Source organism: Pseudovibrio sp. Ad37 (genome assembly GCF_001623075.1).
GTDB lineage: Bacteria > Pseudomonadota > Alphaproteobacteria > Rhizobiales > Stappiaceae > Pseudovibrio.
In genome coordinates, this window is sequence record NZ_LMCF01000223.1 from 96,051 (window position 1) to 116,543 (window position 20,493).

The 20,493-nt window shown below is 52.9% G+C and carries 20 protein-coding genes; 16 read left to right on the forward strand and 4 right to left on the reverse strand.

The window, feature by feature from the left end; translation table 11 throughout:
• Window positions 1-102: 102 nt before the first annotated feature.
• Both PsAD37_RS26255 and PsAD37_RS26260 read left to right on the forward strand, forming a co-directional pair.
• Window positions 103-849, forward strand: a complete 747-nt coding sequence (locus PsAD37_RS26255; protein WP_063298590.1) for an FCD domain-containing protein — start codon at window positions 103-105, stop codon at window positions 847-849.
• Window positions 850-1,046: 197 nt separating this feature from the next.
• Entirely contained in the window at window positions 1,047-2,600 is a 1,554-nt protein-coding gene (locus tag PsAD37_RS26260; protein WP_063298591.1) for a CYTH and CHAD domain-containing protein, read from the forward strand.
• Between the two features lie 8 nt (window positions 2,601-2,608).
• On the opposite strand, the gene phnF is transcribed toward PsAD37_RS26260, so the two are convergent.
• Window positions 2,609-3,349 (reverse strand): phosphonate metabolism transcriptional regulator PhnF, encoded by a 741-nt coding sequence (gene phnF / locus PsAD37_RS26265; RefSeq protein ID WP_208992104.1) that lies wholly within the window; start codon window positions 3,347-3,349, stop codon window positions 2,609-2,611.
• Between the two features lie 195 nt (window positions 3,350-3,544).
• On the opposite strand from phnF, the gene phnG reads away from it, so the two are divergent.
• Genes phnG through phnN form a run of 10 tightly spaced genes read left to right on the forward strand, consistent with a single transcriptional unit; the run spans window position 3,545 to window position 11,428 of the window.
• Window positions 3,545-4,015: a phosphonate C-P lyase system protein PhnG gene (gene phnG, locus PsAD37_RS26270; protein ID WP_063298682.1), complete on the forward strand. Its 471-nt coding sequence runs from the start codon at window positions 3,545-3,547 to the stop codon at window positions 4,013-4,015.
• 1 nt (window position 4,016) lies between these two features.
• Window positions 4,017-4,649: a phosphonate C-P lyase system protein PhnH gene (phnH, locus tag PsAD37_RS26275; protein WP_063298593.1), complete on the forward strand. Its 633-nt coding sequence runs from the start codon at window positions 4,017-4,019 to the stop codon at window positions 4,647-4,649.
• 3 nt (window positions 4,650-4,652) lie between these two features.
• Window positions 4,653-5,768, forward strand: coding sequence for a carbon-phosphorus lyase complex subunit PhnI (locus PsAD37_RS26280; RefSeq protein WP_063298594.1), 1,116 nt, complete (start codon window positions 4,653-4,655; stop codon window positions 5,766-5,768).
• Window positions 5,765-6,676: an alpha-D-ribose 1-methylphosphonate 5-phosphate C-P-lyase PhnJ gene (locus tag PsAD37_RS26285; protein ID WP_063298595.1), complete on the forward strand. Its 912-nt coding sequence runs from the start codon at window positions 5,765-5,767 to the stop codon at window positions 6,674-6,676. The genes PsAD37_RS26280 and PsAD37_RS26285 overlap by 4 nt, the downstream gene beginning before the upstream one ends.
• Window positions 6,676-7,473, forward strand: a complete 798-nt coding sequence (gene phnK, locus PsAD37_RS26290; RefSeq protein WP_063298596.1) for a phosphonate C-P lyase system protein PhnK — start codon at window positions 6,676-6,678, stop codon at window positions 7,471-7,473. Before PsAD37_RS26285 ends, phnK begins: the two co-directional genes overlap by 1 nt.
• A 10-nt stretch (window positions 7,474-7,483) precedes the next feature.
• Complete coding sequence (gene phnL, locus PsAD37_RS26295) at window positions 7,484-8,194, forward strand: phosphonate C-P lyase system protein PhnL (protein ID WP_063298597.1); 711 nt, start codon at window positions 7,484-7,486, stop codon at window positions 8,192-8,194.
• A 42-nt stretch (window positions 8,195-8,236) separates the two neighbouring features.
• Entirely contained in the window at window positions 8,237-8,860 is a 624-nt protein-coding gene (locus PsAD37_RS26300) for a DapH/DapD/GlmU-related protein (RefSeq protein WP_193778337.1), read from the forward strand.
• A 58-nt stretch (window positions 8,861-8,918) separates the two neighbouring features.
• Window positions 8,919-9,617 carry a DUF1045 domain-containing protein gene (locus PsAD37_RS26305; RefSeq protein ID WP_063298599.1) on the forward strand — a complete coding sequence of 233 codons (699 nt, stop codon included), beginning with the start codon at window positions 8,919-8,921 and terminating at the stop codon, window positions 9,615-9,617.
• Between the two features lie 41 nt (window positions 9,618-9,658).
• Window positions 9,659-10,807, forward strand: coding sequence for an alpha-D-ribose 1-methylphosphonate 5-triphosphate diphosphatase (locus PsAD37_RS26310; RefSeq protein ID WP_063298683.1), 1,149 nt, complete (start codon window positions 9,659-9,661; stop codon window positions 10,805-10,807).
• 27 nt (window positions 10,808-10,834) lie between these two features.
• On the forward strand, window positions 10,835-11,428 hold the full coding sequence (gene phnN, locus PsAD37_RS26315; protein WP_063298600.1) for a phosphonate metabolism protein/1,5-bisphosphokinase (PRPP-forming) PhnN: 594 nt from the start codon (window positions 10,835-10,837) through the stop codon (window positions 11,426-11,428).
• Here phnN and PsAD37_RS26320 read toward each other — a convergent pair.
• On the reverse strand, window positions 11,418-12,080 hold the full coding sequence (locus PsAD37_RS26320; protein WP_063298601.1) for a TetR/AcrR family transcriptional regulator: 663 nt from the start codon (window positions 12,078-12,080) through the stop codon (window positions 11,418-11,420). The genes phnN and PsAD37_RS26320 overlap by 11 nt on opposite strands.
• Before the next feature lie 130 nt (window positions 12,081-12,210).
• Between PsAD37_RS26320 and PsAD37_RS26325 the strand changes: the two genes are divergently transcribed.
• Entirely contained in the window at window positions 12,211-12,675 is a 465-nt protein-coding gene (locus PsAD37_RS26325) for a (2Fe-2S)-binding protein (protein WP_082827038.1), read from the forward strand.
• A gap of 2 nt (window positions 12,676-12,677) precedes the next feature.
• The gene (locus PsAD37_RS26330) at window positions 12,678-14,960 is read left to right on the forward strand and encodes a molybdopterin cofactor-binding domain-containing protein (RefSeq protein ID WP_063298602.1); all 2,283 of its coding nucleotides are present in this window, start codon (window positions 12,678-12,680) and stop codon (window positions 14,958-14,960) included.
• A gap of 58 nt (window positions 14,961-15,018) precedes the next feature.
• Here the strand turns inward: PsAD37_RS26330 and PsAD37_RS26335 are convergent, their stop codons facing one another.
• The gene (locus PsAD37_RS26335; protein WP_063298603.1) at window positions 15,019-18,003 is read right to left on the reverse strand and encodes an AsmA family protein; all 2,985 of its coding nucleotides are present in this window, start codon (window positions 18,001-18,003) and stop codon (window positions 15,019-15,021) included.
• 366 nt (window positions 18,004-18,369) lie between these two features.
• Between PsAD37_RS26335 and PsAD37_RS26340 the strand changes: the two genes are divergently transcribed.
• Both PsAD37_RS26340 and PsAD37_RS26345 read left to right on the forward strand, forming a co-directional pair.
• The gene (locus tag PsAD37_RS26340) at window positions 18,370-18,849 is read left to right on the forward strand and encodes a TerB family tellurite resistance protein (protein WP_063298604.1); all 480 of its coding nucleotides are present in this window, start codon (window positions 18,370-18,372) and stop codon (window positions 18,847-18,849) included.
• A 15-nt stretch (window positions 18,850-18,864) separates the two neighbouring features.
• Window positions 18,865-19,614 carry a glutamine amidotransferase gene (locus PsAD37_RS26345; protein ID WP_063298605.1) on the forward strand — a complete coding sequence of 250 codons (750 nt, stop codon included), beginning with the start codon at window positions 18,865-18,867 and terminating at the stop codon, window positions 19,612-19,614.
• A 50-nt stretch (window positions 19,615-19,664) separates the two neighbouring features.
• Here the strand turns inward: PsAD37_RS26345 and PsAD37_RS26350 are convergent, their stop codons facing one another.
• On the reverse strand, window positions 19,665-20,270 hold the full coding sequence (locus tag PsAD37_RS26350; RefSeq protein WP_063298606.1) for an acetate uptake transporter family protein: 606 nt from the start codon (window positions 20,268-20,270) through the stop codon (window positions 19,665-19,667).
• Window positions 20,271-20,493: the final 223 nt, after the last annotated feature.

Here is a 20,493-nt window from a genome sequence, read left to right on the forward strand (position 1 = left end):
CTGGCCTTTTGTCTCGCTTGCAAATCTGCTTTATTTAGTATCTTAAGCGTGCAGCAATCATGAAAATCCGCCAAACCGCGCAGGCATGGGAGAATAAGCGAAATGGATGGTCAGCGTCGCCGCTATCAGGAAGTAGCTGAGGTCTTGCGCAAAGAGTTAGGCAACGGAACGTTCAAGGTTGGAGACCGCCTGTGCCCGGAGCGCCAGATTGCTGAAGAAATGAACGTCAGCCGCTCACTTCTGCGCGAAGCTATGATCATGCTTGAGATCGAAGGCTTGATTGATGTGCGCAAAGGATCAGGCACTTACGTTGTACGCCTGCCGGATGCAGAGCAAGTTACTCCTACTTCAAACCTGGAAGACATCGGCCCGTTTGAGCTCCTTCAGGCACGCCAGCTTATGGAAAGCAACATCGCCGCCTTCGCAGCCTCCATGGTCACCAAAGCAGATATCCTGCGCATGCGCGATGCTTTGGAGCGTGAACGCGAAGACCTGGCAAAAGGCTCCGGCGGATATGAAGCGGACGAGGAATTCCACCTGCTCATAGCAGAAGCCACCCAGAACTCGGTACTGGTCGATATGGTCAGAAACCTCTGGCAACAGCGCACCCGTTCCAGAATGTGGGATAAGCTGCACGAACGCATCTTCGACAACACATACCGCGAAGAGTGGCTCAACGACCATCAGGACATCCTCGATGCCCTGAAGCGAAGAGACCCGCAAGCAGCAAAACAAGCGATGTGGCAACACCTTGAGAACGTCAAGAAACGCCTGATGGATTTATCTGACGTCGACGATCCGGCCTTTGATGCCTACCTGTTCCAGCAGGATCCGCTAACGCCTGCATAACCCACCAACGGGCATTAATAGAGCACAATTCATAATACCATTGCCAAATGGGGATTATATCTTTGATAAATTCCCATAGACGTTTTGCACCCTTTACAGGCGGATACGTTCGCGAGATGTTTACTACGTAAAATCAACAAGAGTGGGATGGAACAAGCTTCCACTTCGCACACTGTGCATAGGGTGGCCCGGCAATCATGCACGAGATTGAGCTTAAGCTTTCTGTAGACGAAACAACACTAGAGCAACTGGCCAAAGCAAAACCACCAAAGGGCTTTGCGGTCAGTGAGCAATCCGTGAAACGTCTCCGTTCCGTGTATTACGACACGCCGGACCACACGCTCAAAAAAGCCCGCATCTCGCTGCGCACGCGCCACAACGGCACCAACTGGCTACAAACCATCAAGCAAGGCGGCGGCATGCAGTCCGGGCTCTCCAAACGGATTGAGCTGGAACTGCCCATAGCCGGAATTGAACCAGACTTCCATGTGATTTCTGATAATGAAATCAAGCAGAAGCTGTTATCTCTGCTTGAGGGCAAGCAGTGGGGAATCCTGTTCGAGACCTCCATCACGCGCACTTTGGCCTACTATACAGATAAATCTGGTGCGAAGATTGAAGTAGCTCTGGATTCTGGCATAGCCAAAACAACCTCTAAAGTGCATCCAATTCATGAAGTAGAGCTGGAGCTGATGGAAGGCCCGGTCGAAAGCCTGTACAAACTGGCAGGCGCACTCATGAAAGATCGACCAATTCTGTTTTCCAGCAGCAACAAGGCAGGCATTGGCTATCGACTGGCAAGTGGTGAACCACCTGAGCTGCCCTCAGAAGCACTTCACTCCAACTACATAGAGTTGGAACCCGAAGACAACGCAGGCTCAGCCTTCCAAAAAATCCTCAGCGAATGCCTCAACCAGATTGTTGCCAACCGTTCTTGCGTCCTTCAGCAAAACATCTCTGAAGGCCCACATCAACTACGTGTCGGACTGCGTAGATTACGAAGTGCGTTCAATATCTACAAAGCAGCTTTCCCGGGCAACGAAACCATCGCAGCGCTGGATATCTCCGCGAAGCAACTGGCAACAACTGCAGGAAATCAAAGAGATATCGATGTGCTGGTGGAAGATATCATCACACCGGTTATCCCGTTACTGCCAGACATGCACTCAGTCGAACCGCTCTTTGAAGCCATTAAACTAGCACATGTGGAAGCTCAGGTTGAACTGAGACAGGAGCTGATCGATCCAAAGCTCAACAGCTTCCTGCTCCAACTGGGAGAACTGGCACACAGCTCAGCTTGGAAAGAGAACTTGGGACTAAGCGAGTTCAGGAAACTGGACCTACCAATTCAAACTTTCGCCCAAAACGCATTGTCCAAGCGCTGGAAGGCCTGCGAAAAGCGCGCAGAGAACTTGCAGGACCTCACCATTGAGCAACGACACGATCTCCGCAAAGCGCTCAAAAAACTGCGTTATACGGTTGAATTCTTCCGCTCTCTCTATGAACCAGAAGACCTGTGCATCTTTCTCAAGTGCCTGAAACGCCTACAAAATACCTTCGGCTACCTGAACGATGTTGCCATGGCAGATCGTCTGGTCGCAATGAAGCTTCCGCAATCCTTGCAAAACAACGAGGTTTCAACGGTCATCGGCTTTGTCGCTGGCTGGCATCAGGCCCGCTCCGACAACGCATGGCTGGAAGCTCAGGAACGTTGGAACGCCGCCGTAGAAGCACCCAAGTACTGGCTCTAAGCAAACGCCTAGTCATTTCTGACTGTTAGGTGCATTCGGTCAGCAGCCACATAGGCACGACCAATTTGTATAGGCTCACCACTCGCAATCACGTTGATGGATTCCATCACAAGCACAGGCGACCCCTCGGAAATCTTAAGCAATTCAGCATTCTGCGCACTACAAAGCGCTGCCGTAATCCGGGTTTCCTGACGCCGATAATCGCCAAAACCATACTTCTCCATGATCTTGGTGATCGAGTTGGTCTCATTCAAATCTGAAGGCAGATTGGGAAAACGAGAGACCTCAAACCATCGCGTTCCTGCGATAACCGGCGTGCCGTCTGCATAACTTACGGATTCGCATTTAAACAACGCAGTGCCCGGTTCAACCTCCAACAACTCCGATGTGTAAGCATCTGCAGCCACTTTGGTCGTGCGGAAGATATCCCCATAAACCTCCTGCGCCTGACCCGACAAGTTCTCCGAAAACCGTGTGCGCGGACCAATTGGATAGACCAGTGGCGCCTTTGCGACAAAGGTTCCACGTCCTTGATCCGAGCGCAAAAAGCCCTCTTCAATCAGAGTGGAAATCGCACGCCGAACAGTATGGCGGTTGACCTCGAAACTATGAGCAAGCTCTTGTTCTGTTGGGATTTTCTCCCCCTCAGAAATCTCAGCTCGAGAAAGCTCAGAGCGCAGTACTTCAGCAATCTGCTTCCACATGGCAACGCCCGCACGTCGCTCAACAGGAGAAAAATCAAATTTCATCGCATTCGTCATGCCTTCGTCATGAAACAACACTAATCAGTTGGCGAGCAAAATATTTGTCTATACAACTAGACAACATTAGTTCTAGTTTAGCAACCAAATTCAGGCGCCCAAACACAATTCTCGATGAAACCACAGGGCGTCACCACACAATGCCAGAGAACCAGTGTGTTCCTGAAAGTTAAAGGGGCTGAAATGACGGCAAGTTCGCTCAAAGAGCAATCACCGGAAATTGCAGCTAGGCAGAGTGCCATGGGCATTCTGGCAAAGGCCTCAGCGCAAGACCTTGCAGAAACTTGGAAAAACCTCGGCTTAGAACCGAACTATACCGTTATCCGCCCGGCGGAAATCGGATTTGTGATGGTTCGTGGCCGCGCCGGTGGCACAGGTGCCCCCTTCAACATGTGCGAGGCAACCGTCACACGATGCGTCATCGCTCTGGACGACGGAACCACCGGATTTGGTCAAGCTCTTGGTCGCGACAAGCAAAAGGTTCTACAGGCCGCTTTGGTAGACGCGCTCTGGCAGCAACCGGAACACCGTGATCTCATTGAGACGAAGGTTCTGCAGCCTCTGGCCACCACTCAGGAACAAGCGGAAAACGAAACACGCGCTGAGGTCGCAGCCACCAAAGTTGATTTCTTCACCATGGTCCGGGGAGAATGATATGAGCACGCAAACAGCCTCCTCAATCTTCGCCAAAGCGCCAGCTCCGGGTCTGGCAGATCCCGTCCACGACGCCCAGTCCGTATTCCGCTCCGCCATGAACGCACTGGCGCAACCGGGAACAGTGCAGCAGCTGGACATTCTCACACTCAGCCCCCCTGCTCCACTGTCAGTAGCTGCGACAGCGCTCGTGCTGACACTTTGCGATTATGACACACCGCTCTGGCTGGATCCTACGCTGGCAACCAATGGAACCGTCAAGAATTACATCCGTTTCCACACTGCAGCACCCTTCGTTGAAAGCCCGGCAGAGGCTGCTTTTGCGCTGGTCTCTGATACAAAACTACTCCCTGCTATCGCAAGCTTTGCAGCTGGCAATGCCGAGTATCCAGACCGCTCAACTACGATCGTTTTGATGGTCGATGAGCTCACTGAAGACGAAGGCATCACGTTAAAAGGTCCGGGCATCAAAACCGAGAAGCAGTTCAGCATTGCTCCCGCACCAGCAATGTTCTGGCAGCAGATGCAAGACAACAGCACACTCTACCCACTCGGCATCGACATCATTTTTGCTGGAACCAGTCAGGTCGCAGGCCTGCCCCGCTCCACTAAAATCACCGGTTTGGAGGCTTAACTCATGTATGTTGCTGTGAAAGGTGGCGAGAAAGCCATCCGTAACGCTCACAAGCTCATGGCACGGGATCGCCGCGGCGATACCAGCGTGCCATCCCTGAGCCTCAAGCAAGTCTCCGAACAGCTTTACCTCTCTGTCTCCCGTGTGATGGCAGAGGGTTCTCTGTACGACGCAGAACTGGCAGCACTCGGTATCAAGCAATCCCGTGGCGATCTCATTGAAGCTGCTTTCCTGATGCGCGCTTACAGAACCACCCTACCACGCTTTGGGTACTCCAAGCCAATCGGCACCGCTAAGATGCTGATCCGCCGCCGTATTTCCGCGACTTATAAGGATCTCCCCGGCGGACAGTTACTCGGCCCAACCTTCGATTACACCCAGCGCCTTCTCGATTTCAAACTGGCGGCAGATGGCGAAGCTCCAACACCGGAAGTGCAGGAGTTCGAGAAGGAAGAGGTCGTCCCACGCGTGACAGACCTCCTCAATGAGGAAGGCCTGATTGAACCAGATGAGTCAATCGCACCCGATGCTCCAGTAGGTGACATCACCCGCGAACCGCTCACCTTCCCAGCTGACCGTGATCTGCGCTTGCAGAATTTGGCACGCGGTGACGAAGGTTTTCTGCTGGCACTTGGCTACTCTACCCAGCGCGGTTTTGGCAGAACGCACCCGTTTGCAGGCGAAATCAGACTCGGCGAAGTTGAAGTTGACTTCTTTATGGAAGAGCTCGGCTTCGAAGTTCCCCTTGGCACCATGACAGTCACCGAATGTCAGATGATCAACCAGTTTCAGGGCTCCGCTTCTGCACCGCCACAGTTCACGCGCGGCTACGGTCTGGTCCCCGGGCAGGGAGAACGCAAAGTCATGGCAATGGCGCTCGTGGATCGCTCTTTGCGGGCTGAAGAGCTGGGCGAAGAAATAGACTCCCCGACACAAGATCAGGAGTTCGTTCTGTCTCACTCAGACAACGTACAAGCCACCGGCTTCGTAGAGCACCTCAAACTGCCACACTACGTCGACTTCCAGTCAGAACTGGAGCTGATCCGCAAGGTTCGCAAAGAGTGGCAAGAGAAACGGGAAGCAGCTGAACAGGAACTCATAGCGGAGGCAGCACAATGACCGAGCGCGTTGAAACACAAGGCATCTCCGGCGAGCATTACAACTTCGCTTATCTGGATGAGCAAACCAAACGCATGATCCGCCGCGCAATCCTAAAAGGCATTGCAGTCCCTGGCTATCAGGTTCCCTTCGCTGCCCGCGAAATGCCAATGCCATACGGTTGGGGAACCGGCGGTGTGCAAGTGACTGCGGCAGTCATCGGCAAGAACGATTGCCTGAAGATGATCGATCAGGGTTCAGATGACACGACAAACGCGGTCGCCCTACGCAACTTCTTTGTCGAAACAACAGGCGTAGACACCACCACAAAGACAAAAGACGCCAGCATCATCCAGACTCGCCACCGCATCCCGGAAGAAAATCTCACAAAGGATCAGGTGCTTGTCTATCAGGTTCCGATCCCTGAACCACTCCGCTTTCTGGAACCACGCGAAACCGAGACCCGCAAGATGCACGCGCTGGAAGAATATGGCCTCATGCATGTAAAGCTCTACGAGGACATCGCCAAGTTCGGTCACATAGCAACGGCCTACGCTTATCCGGTCATGGTGCAGGACCGCTATGTAATGGACCCTTCTCCAACACCAAAGTTCGACAATCCGAAGATGGACCAGATGGAAGCGCTTCAGTTATTCGGAGCAGGCCGCGAAAAGCGCATCTACGCCATCCCGCCACACACTAAAGTGGTAAGTCTCGATTTTGAAGACCATCCATTTGAAGTGACTAAGTTCGAACAACCCTGCGCAATCTGTGGCGCAGAAGAAATCTATCTAGATGAAGTCATTCTGGATGACGCTGGCAATCGCATGTTCGTGTGCTCCGACAGTGATTTCTGCGAGGAACGCCGCGATGTTGGTCATGTCGGTCACCTTGGAACCAATCCTCTGGAAGCAGAAGGAAACGATTAATGTCCCTGGATATTCAAAATTCTGAAGACCTTCCGCTGCTTCAGGTCAGTAACACGACGAAACTCTATGGTGGCCGCATCGGCTGTAAAGACGTCAGCTTCGATCTCTATCCGGGTGAGGTGCTTGCAATTGTGGGCGAGAGTGGCTCGGGCAAAACAACGCTGCTCAACTGCCTTGCAACGCGCCTCACCCCGACCTCAGGTTCGGTCAACTACCGCAATCGCATGGGCCAGATGCGCAACCTTTATGAAATGAGCGAAGCCGAACGCCGCATGCTCATGCGCACTGACTGGGGTTTCGTCCACCAGCACCCGGCAGATGGCCTGCGCATGACAGTTTCTGCAGGTGCAAACGTTGGTGAACGCCTCATGGCAGTCGGCGCACGCCACTACGGCAACATCCGCGACACCGCCACCGATTGGCTCGGCCGCGTCGAGATCGCAGAAGACCGCATTGATGATGACCCACGCGCATTCTCAGGCGGCATGCGTCAGCGTCTCCAGATTGCCCGAAACCTCGTCACTGCCCCACGACTGGTCTTCATGGACGAGCCAACCGGCGGCTTGGATGTGTCTGTTCAGGCACGCTTGCTGGATCTCCTACGCGGTCTCGTTGCTGACCTTGGTCTCTCCGTGATCATCGTGACCCACGATCTCGCAGTGGCCCGCCTGCTCTCACACCGTATTCTGGTGATGCGCCACGGTCATGTCATCGAAAGCGGACTAACAGATCAGGTACTGGACGACCCGCAAGAAAGCTACACCCAGCTCCTCGTCTCCTCCATCTTGCAGCCATAAGGACAAGACAATGACAAACACTCCTAAAACCAAGGTGCTTGTTTCCGACCTTGCCAAGTCCTTCAAGATGCATCTGCGAGATGGTCTGGAAATCCCGGTTGTCTCCGGTGTGAACTTTTCAGTTTCAGCAGGTGAGTGCGTAGTCCTTGGCGGTCCATCAGGATCAGGTAAAAGCTCGATCCTGAAAATGATCTACGCCAACTACCGCTGCCAGAAGGGCCAGATCCTGATCACGGATGGCGACGAGATCGTCAATGTGGCCGATGCAACACCCCGCCGCATTATCCGCCTACGCGAAACCACAATCGGTTACGTCTCACAGTTCCTGCGCGCCATCCCACGCGTCCCTGCCCTCACGCTGGTCGCCGAACCTCTCATGGCACAAGGCATTGCAGAAGACGAAGCGTTTGAGCGTGCTGGCAACCTGCTCTCACGCCTCAATGTGCCAGAGCGTCTCTGGCAGCTACCACCAGCAACCTTCTCGGGCGGAGAACAGCAACGCGTCAATATCGCCCGCGGTTTCATCGCGCACTACCCGATCCTTCTTCTCGACGAACCAACCGCCTCACTCGATGCAGCAAACCGAGCCGTTGTAGTTGAGCTGGTGGAAGAGAAGAAAACGCAAGGTGTGGCAATGGTCGGTATTCTTCACGATCATGACGTTCGCGATGCCATTGCAGACCGGATCATCGACGTAACTTCATTCGCGTCGGCTGCGTAAAGCGTATCCGAAAGCGGTATGCAGAGAAGGGAAACTCGCTCCATGATAAAGCCCCCCAAAATTGCGGAGACGGTCATCGGTTCAACCGTCACCCATCGAGAGGCTACAGTTGGCAAGCAATGCGAAGTGCTTGGTCCAACCTATCTGGAATATTGTGAGATCGGCGACTACTCCTACATTGGCCCGAACTCGACGGTTGCGGACACCACAATCGGCAAGTTCACGGCCATTGCATCCAATGTTCGCCTTGGTCCTCCCAATCATCCCTTGGAGCGGGTTTCCCAACATCGTTTTACCTACACACCAGAATACTACCGGGAAGATAAAGAACGGGATCACCAGTTCTTTGCTGACCGCAGAGCTGCGCGTGTCACTATCGGCAATGATGTTTGGATCGGACACGGCGTAACCGTGCTACCCGGCGTAAAAATTGGCGACGGCGCGATCCTCGCAGCAGGCGCAGTAGTGGCAAAAAACGTGGAACCCTACACCATCGTGGGCGGAGTTCCGGCTAAACTGATCAAACGAAGATTCTCCAAGGAAGCTGCTGATCGACTGATCAAACTCAAATGGTGGGATTGGCCAGAGGACAAAATCTTCGAGCGCCTCCCTCTGTTTCAATCGATGACTGTGGAAAGGTTTCTGGAACACTTCGAACCAGCCTGAGGTGTCATAGGACTGGCACCGTTTGCCCGGTAATTCGAAGCCTAAGGATATTCTGGATATGCGTTACTCAATCTATTTCACACACCCACAGTCAGCCAAGCTCACAGAATTAGGGAGCCAATGGCTCGGGCGCTCGGCGTTTTCCAATGACAGCCTCGCGCACCCACACTTGAACGAGTTTAAGCCTGCGCAGTTGCACTCAATTACCGAAGATGCGCGTCGCTATGGCTTCCACGCCACTATGAAACCGCCATTTCATTTGGCGGAAGGCAAATCACAGGAAGATGCAAAAGCGGCTTTCAGCACGTTCGCTAAACAAACATCTGCCTTCACCATTGAAGGACTGGCGCCAAATTTCCTCGGCAAATTTCTGGCTCTGACGCCGACGCAGCCATCAGACCAGCTCAACGGGCTGGCGGCGCAATGCATTAAACAGTTCGATCATCTGCGGGCGCCTTTAAGCGAACAAGACATTGAACGACGCCGCAAGGCAAACCTGACACCACAGCAAGATGCCTATATGCTGGAGTGGGGTTACCCCTACATTTTCAAGCATTTCCATTTCCATATGACCCTGTCAAAACGGCTGGAAGAAGAAGCGGAACGCAAAGCGCTCCAAGCTGCCGCAGAAGACCACTTCAAGCCTGTCATTCATCAACCAATCTCCATTTCGCACCTCGCCCTCTGCGTAGAACCAGAGGCTGGCGCGCCATTTCAAGTCATTGAAATAAGACCATTGGAAGGACAAGTAGCATGAGCGATGTATTAGTCGGCGAAGCGCCACATCAGACATCAACAATGGTCGAGCCACACACACCAATGACCTTCACCAACGCAAAACTGATCCTCCCTGATCAGATGCTGGAAGGCACATTGGCAGTCGAAAATGGCATGATCTGCGATTTAAGCGACGGCAATACATCTAACGCATTGGATTGTGAGGGCGACTACCTCATCCCCGGTCTCGTCGAACTGCATACCGATCATCTCGAAAACCACTACAAGCCACGCCCTGGCGTCACATGGAACGCAGTCTCAGCTGTTCAGGCCCACGACGCGCAGATTGCCTGTTCCGGCATCACCACCGTGTTCGATGCCCTGCGCGTTGGAATGGAAGATGATGCGGACCTGACAGCACAGGACATGCGAGCCATGGCCGATGCAATCGAGATCGGCCAGCAGGAAGGCCGCCTGCGCGCTGACCACTACATTCACCTGCGTTGCGAAGTTTCCGCCGACAATTGTGTGGAAGGCTTTGAACTGTTCAACGACGATCCACGCGTTCGATTAGCCTCACTTATGGATCACACGCCAGGACAACGCCAGTTCACCTCTCTGGATCAGTTCGAGCTTTACTACAAAACCAAGAAAGGTTTCTCGGACAAGCAAATGCAGGAATTCATGCTGCAAATGCAGGTCCGTGCAGATCGCAACTCCGATAAGAACCGCCTTGCGATCGCAGACCGCGCCAAAGCTGCAGGCATGATGCTGGCCAGCCATGACGACGCGACCCTTGCCCACGTTGAGGAAGCAAACAAGTTTGGCATCAACGTCGCTGAGTTCCCCACTACCATGGAAGCTGCAAAGGCTTCACACGAAGCTGGCATGGCTGTGCTGATGGGTGCTCCGAACGTAGTGCGTGGCAAATCTCATTCCGGCAACATCTCCGCGCGTGAATTGGCAGAAGCTGGTTATCTGGACGTTCTGTCTTCTGATTACGTCCCAGTCTCACTTCTGCAAGCTGCCTTCTTACTGGCCCAGCAAATCGAGCGCATCTCCATTCCTGAAGCCATACAAAAGGTAACCAAAATCCCGGCGGAGGCAGTTGGCCTTGTTGACCGTGGTGCACTGGAAGTTGGCCGCCGTGCAGACCTTGTACAGGTGCGTATGGTTGGCGACGTGCCAATCGTCCGTGGTGTCTGGCGCGAAGGATATCGCGTCGCTTAGCACGGCGGATGAGAGGGGGGATCTATCGTGACGGTTTTGGATACAGCTCAGGAGCAAGCAAAAAAGCTTGGTCCTGGCGCACTGATCATGGTCGTAGGGCCGAGCGGTGCAGGCAAAGACACGCTGATTTACGGCTATAAGGAATTGTGCGAAGGCGATGAGAACATCATGTTCGCCCGCCGCCTGATCACCCGCCCGACAGATGCCGGTTCAGAACCGCACAAAGCAGTCTGCCGCGAGCAAATGTCAGAGCTTATCGATCAGGGACGCGTAGCATTGTCGTGGCCAGCCCATGGGCTGACCTATGCCCTGCCAGAATGCGTGGATCATCACATCGCCAAGGGCGGGATTGCCGTCGCAAATGGCTCCCGAAAAGCCTTGGCAGACGCTGTCTGCAAGTATGAGAAACTGCTGGTCGTACATATTACGGCACCAATCCACGTGCTCGCACAACGCCTCTCCATGAGAGGCCGCGAAACTGCAGAAGATATCGAGCAACGGTTAAGGCGCGCAGACCTGTCCCTGCCGGAACTACCGCATCTGGTGGAGATACAAAACACAAACGACCCTCAGCTCGGTATCAAGCAGCTGCAACAAGCAATCGCAACGTTTACGCGCTGAGTTTTTTCATTGCCTCCAGGCCAAGCAGATGCGCAGTGATCATGCCAAACAAAGCCGGAGCGAATTCGTACTTGAGTGGAGCAAATTCTGGCTCCTCGTAAAGTGTCACCAGAACTGGCGGTGGATTAGTCACTGGCCATAGTCCGGCAACGAACACATGAATGCTGAAGAAGACACTCATCGCCTCTTCAGCCTCAAGCCACGGCAACCCTTTTTGCAAAGCACTCGTTGCCCGAGCAGCCTCAGCCAGTAATGCCCGTTTGAAATCACGCACACAATCAATGGAGATATTCTTCTCCATTGTCGGAGCAATTTCACTCATCAGCTCACATAACACCTGACGAGAGGCAAACATCTCAGCCAGAAGCTTCGCCATATCGGCGGGAGCCATCTCACCGGGAACTTCCTGCTCCAGATCTTCAATCAGCTTCACAAAATCACGCAGCAGCAACTCAACCAGAATGGCTTCCCGCGTTTCAAAATACCGATAAATGTTGGATTTCACGATACCTGCACGGCTGGCAATCGCCTGCAAGGTCATTCCATCTACGCCGTCCTGCTCAAGCACGCAAGTTGCGGCACGTATAAGATCATTATGGCGCTGTGCCTTCGCTTCGGCAGATCTGGCGCGCTGAAAACTCTGGTTGGTCATAGTTTGGTGATAGGTCTCATTCCAATCCATGTCAATTAAACTTGGCAGGGTCCATTGACAAACATCCGTCAGACCATAAGTTAAGAGAACAAAAGTCTCCTAACTATAAATTTACGGGATCGCCAAACAAATGTACCCGAAAATACCTCTGACCGTGAATGGTCAAAAACAAGAGATTGAAGCCGACCCGGAAATGCCACTTCTGTGGGCGCTTCGGGACATAATGGATATCAAAGGCCCTAAATTCGGATGCGGCATCGCAGCTTGCGGTGCATGCACTGTTTTGATTGATGGGGAGGCCGTGCGCTCTTGCTCTCAGCCTGTTGGAGAAGTCGAAGGTGAGATCACCACCATCGAAGGCATTTCCCAAGGCGATGAGCTGCATGCTGTTCAGCAAGCATGGATGAAACACTCCGTCCCTCAATGCGGTTACTGCCAATCCGGTCAGATCATGGCTGCTGTCGCTCTGTTGGAAGAAAATCCAGACCCGACAGATGAAGATATCAGCGATGCCATGACCAACCTGTGTCGCTGTGGCACTTATCCGAAAATCAAAGCCGCGATCAAAGACGCAGCACAAACGCTGGGAGCTTGAAGATGAGCCGATTGGGAAAGTACACCCGCCGTGCCTTTCTCGGCCTTGGCGTTGCAGCCGCCGGTGGCCTTGCCGTGGGCTTCTATTTTTACCAGAAGCCCTACGCAAACCCGTTGGATGCCAAGAAGGCTGAGGGAGAAACGCCCTTCAATCCTTATGTGATGATTGATGAAGACAACACCATCACTATCATCGCCCCACGTGCTGAGATGGGTCAGGGCGTCCACACAACACTGGCAGCTCTGGTCGCCGAAGAGCTGGAAGTCCCACTGGAACAGGTGGTTGTCGAGCACGGCCCATCCAGCCCGGCTTACTTCAATGCAGCAATGCTGGAAGAATCTACACCCTTCCCGTTCTATGATGAAAGTGTCTTGGCTGAACTTGCGCGCGGCTCTATGAAAATCGTCGCCAAGTTCCTTGGTCTGAACATGACGGGCGGCTCCTCCTCCACGACGGATGCCTTCGTGAAGATGCGCGAAGCCGGATATGCCGCAAAGTTCGTTCTACTGAAAGCAGCAGCAGAACACTTCGGCACCTCAGAAGATAACCTCACACTTGCAGATGGCACCATCACAGACAAAGCTTCCGGCAAGTCCGTCACTTATGGAGAGCTGGCAAGCAAAGCCGTTGCGGTCTCACCTCCAAGCGAGATGAAGCTTAAGAAAGCCAGTGACTGGAAGATCCTCGGCAAATCGCAAAAGCGTGTTGAGCTGAAAGACAAAGTCACCGGAGGCCGCATTTTCAGCATCGACGTACAACTGCCAAACATACTTTACGGCACCGTAAAAATGGCCCCGCGCAAAGGTGTCAGCCTCAAGAGCTACGACAAGACCGCAACACTCGCCATTCCCGGCGTTAAAGACGTTGTCGAAATCAGAACAATCACGGGTGAAGGTCTGGGTGTTGTGGCTGACAACACCTGGGCAGCGTTCAAAGGTGCTGAAGCCTTGCAGATCGAGTGGGACGATCCACTCTCCCTTCAAAACTCCGATCAGATGTGGTCCGCCCTTGAAAGCGCACTGACGCAAGAAGCCACATTCGAGTTGGGTGGCACCGGGTCTGATGCAGAGGTCTTTACATCTATTCCGGAAAGTGAAGCCGTATCAGCGCAATACCGTGTCCCATTCCTGGCCCACGCCACCATGGAGCCAATGAACGCGACAGCCCAGCACGACGAAAGCACGATCCGTGTCTGGACTGGAACACAGGCCCCCGGCCTCATTCAGTCTGTTGTCTCCAGCCATTTCGACATGGACAGTGCGGATATCGACGTCACCACCACCTGTCTCGGTGGAGGCTTCGGACGTCGTCTGGAAGTCGACTTTGCGCTTTATGCTGCTGTCATCGCCAAAACAACCGCACCAAATCCAGTAAAAGTGACTTGGACGCGCGAAGAAGACACGCAACACGACACCTACCGTCCAATGGCGATTGGCCAGTTCAAAGGTCAGGTAACACCGGATGGCACGTTGAAGACCATGGACATGCAGGTGGCCTCCCCATCCATCATCCAGAGCGTTATGCCGCGGATCTTCCCGGGTATCAGCCCTGCAGGTCCAGACAACACAGTACTCGATGGCGCCTTCAATCAGCCGCTGGATGTTGAAAACATCCGCTGTCAGGCTCACGTGGCAGATCTTCAGGTGCCTATTGGTTTCTGGCGCTCAGTCGGCAATTCAGTCAACGGTTTCTTCCATGAGAGCTTTATGGATGAGGCAGCGCACAAAGCTGGCAAAGATCCACTTGAGTTCCGCTTGGCTCATCTAACCAGCGATGAATTCCGACCAGCACGGGAAGCCTTGAAGCACGTCGCAGAAATGTCCGGCTGGGGTACACCGCTACCCGCAGGCAAAGGCCGTGGCATCGCCCACGTTCTGTCTTTCGGAACGTGGACCGCACAAGTGGTTCAGGTAGACGTCACCGACAACACTGTCACCATTGAGGAAGTCTGGGCCGTTGCCGATCCGGGCATCGTTCTTGATCCGGGTATATTCAAGGATCAAATCATGTCCGGTATCAACTTCGGGCTCAGTCAGGCGCTGGGACAGGAAATCACGTGGGTTGATGGCGAGGTCGAACAAGCAAACTTCGACACGTTCGATGCCATGCGCATGTATCAAGCCCCCAAAATCACCATTGAGCTGCTGGAGAACTCTCCACGCATGGGCGGCGCAGGCGAACCCGGCACACCGCCATCAGCGCCAGCTTTAGCAAATGCGATCTTCGCAGCAACGGGCAAGCGCATCAGACAGATGCCACTCAGCAACGAGATAGACTTCATCTAAAAACAAAAAAGCCCGGAGCATTCCCCGCTCCGGGCTTTTTAATTTGCTTGTACGCCGGTCAGTCAGTCAGGAAACCAGCGGGCATCCCAAATGCCTCCTCCAGAGAGGTCAACGTTGCATCCGTATCCGCTGTTCCATCTGCAACGGCTTCCACATTCACATTCCCCGGCCCACGCGGCACCACATCACGTCGTTTCAAATCACGCTTGGGCGCAGCGATCACCCGTGACTTCTTCGGTGTTGTAGCCGCAACCACAGGCAATGGCGCCTCACCCGGCTTGGCTACAGGCATGACAATCTTGGAAGTATCAGTGTTCGCGACGGCTCCTTCGGCAAGAGGAGGTAGATCCCCATCCCCAGCCGAAGCTGTAGTCACATCACTATCTTCCGCAGCAGACTGAGCAAGAACGGCTGGTTCGGCTGCCGCATTCTCCGCAGTTTCAGGTGAAGCAACAGCCGCATCCTTTGCAGCAGCAGCACGCAAACGCTGCGCTTCTTCAACTGTCTTTGCAGTTTCCAGGTCCTTCGCCAACTTCTCAGAAAGCTTTTGTGTCTGCTTCACATCACCAAAGGAAGCACTCGCATATTCCTGAATGCCGACAGGCTCAAAGCTCGGCAGGTTGATCGATCCACGGATCTTCAACGGTGCCATATCCGCAGTCTGCGTTGTTGCAGTTGCCTCATCATCTAACTTGGATTGGTCCAGCAGGCTTGGCTGCAAATACCAGAGCACCTCACCATCTTTGATGTTGATCGCACCACGCCCTTCAATCAGCGCAGTTTTGCTCTGCAACGTCAGTGCTTGAAACTCTGCAGTGCCCTGATCAAAGATCACATCTGCACCCCAGCTGGAAAACTCAGTCTGATCACTGTCAGTAAACGGCCAACCTGTAATGCCTTTGCCTTCGACAGAAGCAACCAGCCGATCCACATCCAGTTCATGCAACATGCCATTGCCGAGCTGGAAGCTGAGTGCACCGCCCATATTGACCCAGAGATCACTAGGCGTCTTACCGGAGGTGCTCACATCCATTTCTGCATACAGATTGCCATCAACACGCGGCATATCTCCAAGTGAAGCAAGGAATGGAGCTGCATCAATACCTTTCAGCGAAAACTCAGCAGAGACGCCCGGTTTAACCGTTGCACCGTTTAAAAGAAGCTTGCCAGCACCCTCACCCTGATAAAGACCAACACGTGCAACATCCAAAGCCAGTCGGCCATCAGACAGCGCGGCTTTCAGCTCTGCATTCTGCCCACGAAGCGCACCGAGCTTCAGGTCCTGAATGGAAAGCGCCAGGTCCAGATCAAAGCTACGCAGGACAGAGAAATCATAAGCGCCTTCGCCCTTTGCATTCTTCTCATCACTGCGAGAGAACATCTTGTCGAAAGACGCGTACGCAACTTCCAGCTCTCCGCTGAGTTTGGGAACTTCGCCTGTATCCAGACGACCGGTTCCTTTGAGGCTTGTATCATCCAGTACAAACCGCGCATTTTCAAAGGCAACACCACTGTCATCTGCTTCAAACTGGCCAGAAAGCTCCAGCTTCTGACCACGCAGATAGCGAGGCAGAGGTCGGCCATACCAACGGGCAAAATTACTGAAGTCATCCGTCTGGAAAGCAAAGATCCCGTCAAAACCATCACGCAAAGAATACGGACCAGTCAAACTCCCGGAGAACATCTCACTGGAGAACGCAAGATCGATATTCGCATCAGAACGGAGGCCACCTTGCAAAACAATCGGCTCACCATGCCAGCGCGCAGTGCCTTGCAGCTGCAACGGTTGTGATAGGCCGGAGAAGGCAAACGTAAGATCCATGTCATCGAGAGCTTCGTCACGCCCTTCAACCGCCAGCATATTTGGCAGTCGAATATCCGCGACACGCCCCTTCCGTAGGATTGCACCACCATCAACTTCCAGTGCAGCAACCAACTCATCGTAGGATTGACCAACGCCGTAGAACGAAGCATCTACATTAGCAAAACCGGATGCAGGAACATCCAGCCCAACCAAGCGCAGAAGCTGCTCAAAATTCAATGACTGTCCGCTGACCTGCCCCTTCAACTCATAACCGTCTTCAAGGTAATTCAGCGCAATGTTGCCGCCAAAGCCAACAGAACCTGCTGTGATGGAAAGGCCTTTTGTACGAACACCACGTTGGCGGAACTGCAGCTCACTTGTCAGAGCACCGCTGCCAACACCTTCTGACAAGTTCGCATCCTGTTGAGCAGCAACAGCAGCTAGACTTGGCAGCTCAACAGAAACTTGCAGGGTACCAACAGGCCGCGCGCCAAAGGCAAATTGGCCATTAAAACCAACTTTCTCTTGAGCAGGTCCAGTTACATGAGCCTCAATAGACGTCGCGCGAGCCTCGCTCAGTGCGGTAACTGATCCAACGCGTCCACCAACAATGTAACGCTCGTCACTCTGATTAAACGCACCTTCCGCCGTAAGGCCATCACCGCCATGCTCAAAGTTAAGCACGAGATCAATCTCAGAAAGAACCAGCGGAGCTTCTTGCTCAGGCTCGCTATAGGAAACCACACCTTTTTGAATGCTAACAGAATCCAGATCCAACTGCTGCATAAAGGAAGCAACGCGGCCAGCAATATTTGCAGCAACCAGAGAGGCCTCCCCTTTCGCACCCTCAGAAAGCTGTGGCTGCCAGGAGGCACCGCCTTTCTGATCAAATTCTAGCGTCCACTTTGGCTGAACAAGCTCAATGTTGCGGATGATATTGCCACCAGTCAGCAAACGCAGAGAGTTCAATTCGAACCGGGCTTTCTCAACCCGTGCAAACTCAATCCCGTCAGCTCGCGCAACACCTGCAACGCCAACATTGTCAACTTCAATCGCCAGTGTCGGAAACAGATCCACACTCGTACGCCCATCAAGACGCAACTTCCATCCGGTTGCTGTCTCAAAAGACTCTGCAATTTGGGCTTTCAGCTGTTTCTGCGGAACGAGAAGCGGTGCAAGCACCAGACCACAAACCACAAGAGCGGCAAGAGCTCCAAAAATAAGAAGAGAGCGTTTCATTTAGTCTTAGTATCCTAGTGGACGATTTCGTGAGGCCCGAAAAAGGACTCTCATGTAAGCAGCTTGTACTCAACAAATACAGGGCAAAAAGCCCGTAGAAAACGTCTAAATTATGATTGGTTAAAGCCTTTCAAGACCCAGAACAAAAGCACAACCTATCCTCAACCATTGCGTTCTATCATATTTGCTCCCAATTGTCGCAGTATCACGTGGCTTCAAATTGGCGTATTTCTGTCCTTTTCCTTGGCATTTGTAATTGTTTTTGCGTATCAATAGTATTCCATTCGGATCTGAATCATCTTTAAGCACAACAGAAAAGCACTATTTAAAAGTGCAAGAAAACCAATAGTTGCACGGAGCACATGAATGCTGGACGCCCTGAAAAAGTTCTTCAAAGACTTGTCAAACGAGCAGGAAGAGGCAGGCCGCTTTTCTGAAGACGATGAACGGCTAGCGGTCGCAGCGCTCATGTTCCATATCATCGCTGTAGATGGCGAGATTGAGCAGCAGGAGCTGGACCAGTTAAAACGCGTCTTACAACAGCAGTATGAGCTGAATGAGGAAGACACAAAAGAGCTGATGGACCTCGCCAAAGTACGTGATGAGGATGCAGTTGATCTCTACGGTTTCACATCAGTCCTCAAGCGCAAGCTGGAGCCCGAGCAGCGTCTGACAGTCATCGAGGCTCTCTGGGAAATGGTCTACGCAGATGGGTCCGTCCATGAATTTGAAGACAACACAATTTGGCGCGTTGCCGAGCTATTAGGCGTGTCCTCCAGAGACCGCATGAAGCTTAAGAAAAAAGTGGCCAAGCGACAAAGTGGCAGTAGCCCTTCTTCGACCTGAAGGTTTTGATTTACAATGTTAGAGCGGAATAATCAGCACCCAGCCAAAGTTCTGGTGGTGCTGCATCAGGAAACATCAAATCCCGGTCGCGTCGGGCAGCAGTTGGTCAAACGCGGGTTCGAGTTGGATATTCGCCGCCCTCGTTTTGGCGACCCACTGCCGGACACTCTTGCTGACCACGCGGGTTCTGTCATTTTTGGTGGTCCAATGAGCGCCAATGACACCGATGACTTCGTGAAGCAAGAGATCGACTGGGTCAGCGTTCCGCTCAAAGAAAACAAACCCTTCCTGGGCATCTGCCTTGGTGCACAAATGCTCTCCAAAAACCTTGGTGGCCAAGTCACAGGCCATGATGATGGATTGGTTGAGATCGGCTATTATCCGCTGGAAGCAACTCAGTCTGGCACTGACCTCATGGAATGGCCACAGCAGGTCTATCAATGGCACCGGGAAGGTTTCTCTCTTCCCACGGGTGCCGAACTTCTGGCCTCAAGCCCGACCTACAAAAATCAAGCGATCCGCGTGGGCGATAATGCATTCGGCATCCAGTTTCACCCGGAACTCACCTACGCCATGATGAGCCGCTGGACCACTCGCGCTGCAAGTCGTCTTGTGTTGCCTGGAGCCAAAAAGCGCGGCGAGCACTTCCGCGAGCGCTTTGTGTACGACCCGGCAGTTCTACATTGGCTGGAAAACTTCATGGACAACTGGATCGGCTACGCATCCGAACCCGCCAGTCACTGGTCATCTCACTCAGCTAAATAGCAAAAAGGCCCGGGCGTTGCCGGGCCTTTTCATATAAGTTTACACTCTAGTTATTCAGCTGCAACAGCCTCTGCGCCAGACATCTTTTCTCCCGGCTGCAGGATTGGCGAGCCAACTGGCAAAACATCACGACCACAAACATCTTTGTAGATGATGTGCGCCATAACGTACCAAGCGCAAAATGAACACAGGATCAGCACGTAACCAGCAATCACGTTGAAGAACGCCGGACCGAAATGGCCCAGAACCAACAGAATGAAACCGAGCAGCAGGCTGCCGAAGATGGAAGCTTCTGCAGTGTGAATGTGCAACGCGCCGTAGAACATGATGCCGGTATAGATGGTGAATGGCAGCAAGAAGAAGCCGATGTCAGAATGGGAAGATGTATAAAAGCTCAGTTTGTTGCCAACAAGGATGCCTGCAAACGCCAGCCAGAATGCACCGTAAATGGTGAAAGCGCTGTAACCGAAGTTATTGCCGGTCTTTCCTGTCTGGAAACCAGCAACCAACTGCGCAAGACCACCAACAAAAACGCCAAGCCAGAGCACTGGGCCCATGTTTTCCAGAAGACCAATGTTCACCATTTGCAGAACAAAAGTCGTCATACCAAATCCAGCAAGGCCGATAACTGCTGGGTTTCCTGTTTTAGTTTGCACGGTTGCACCCTCAATAAAAAACCCAACTCTGGCCTGGTAGGAAGGCAGTTCCTAAAGATCAGAAATTGGGAAACACATTGTTGAATTAGTTGGAGCGCTGAGTACAGAAGGACACAGACAGGAACAACCGCACTACTACGGAACGTAGCAATACCTAACGTCACGCATCGCAATCGAAAACACATAACATTCTGATAATTATATATATTTTCGTCACTAAAAC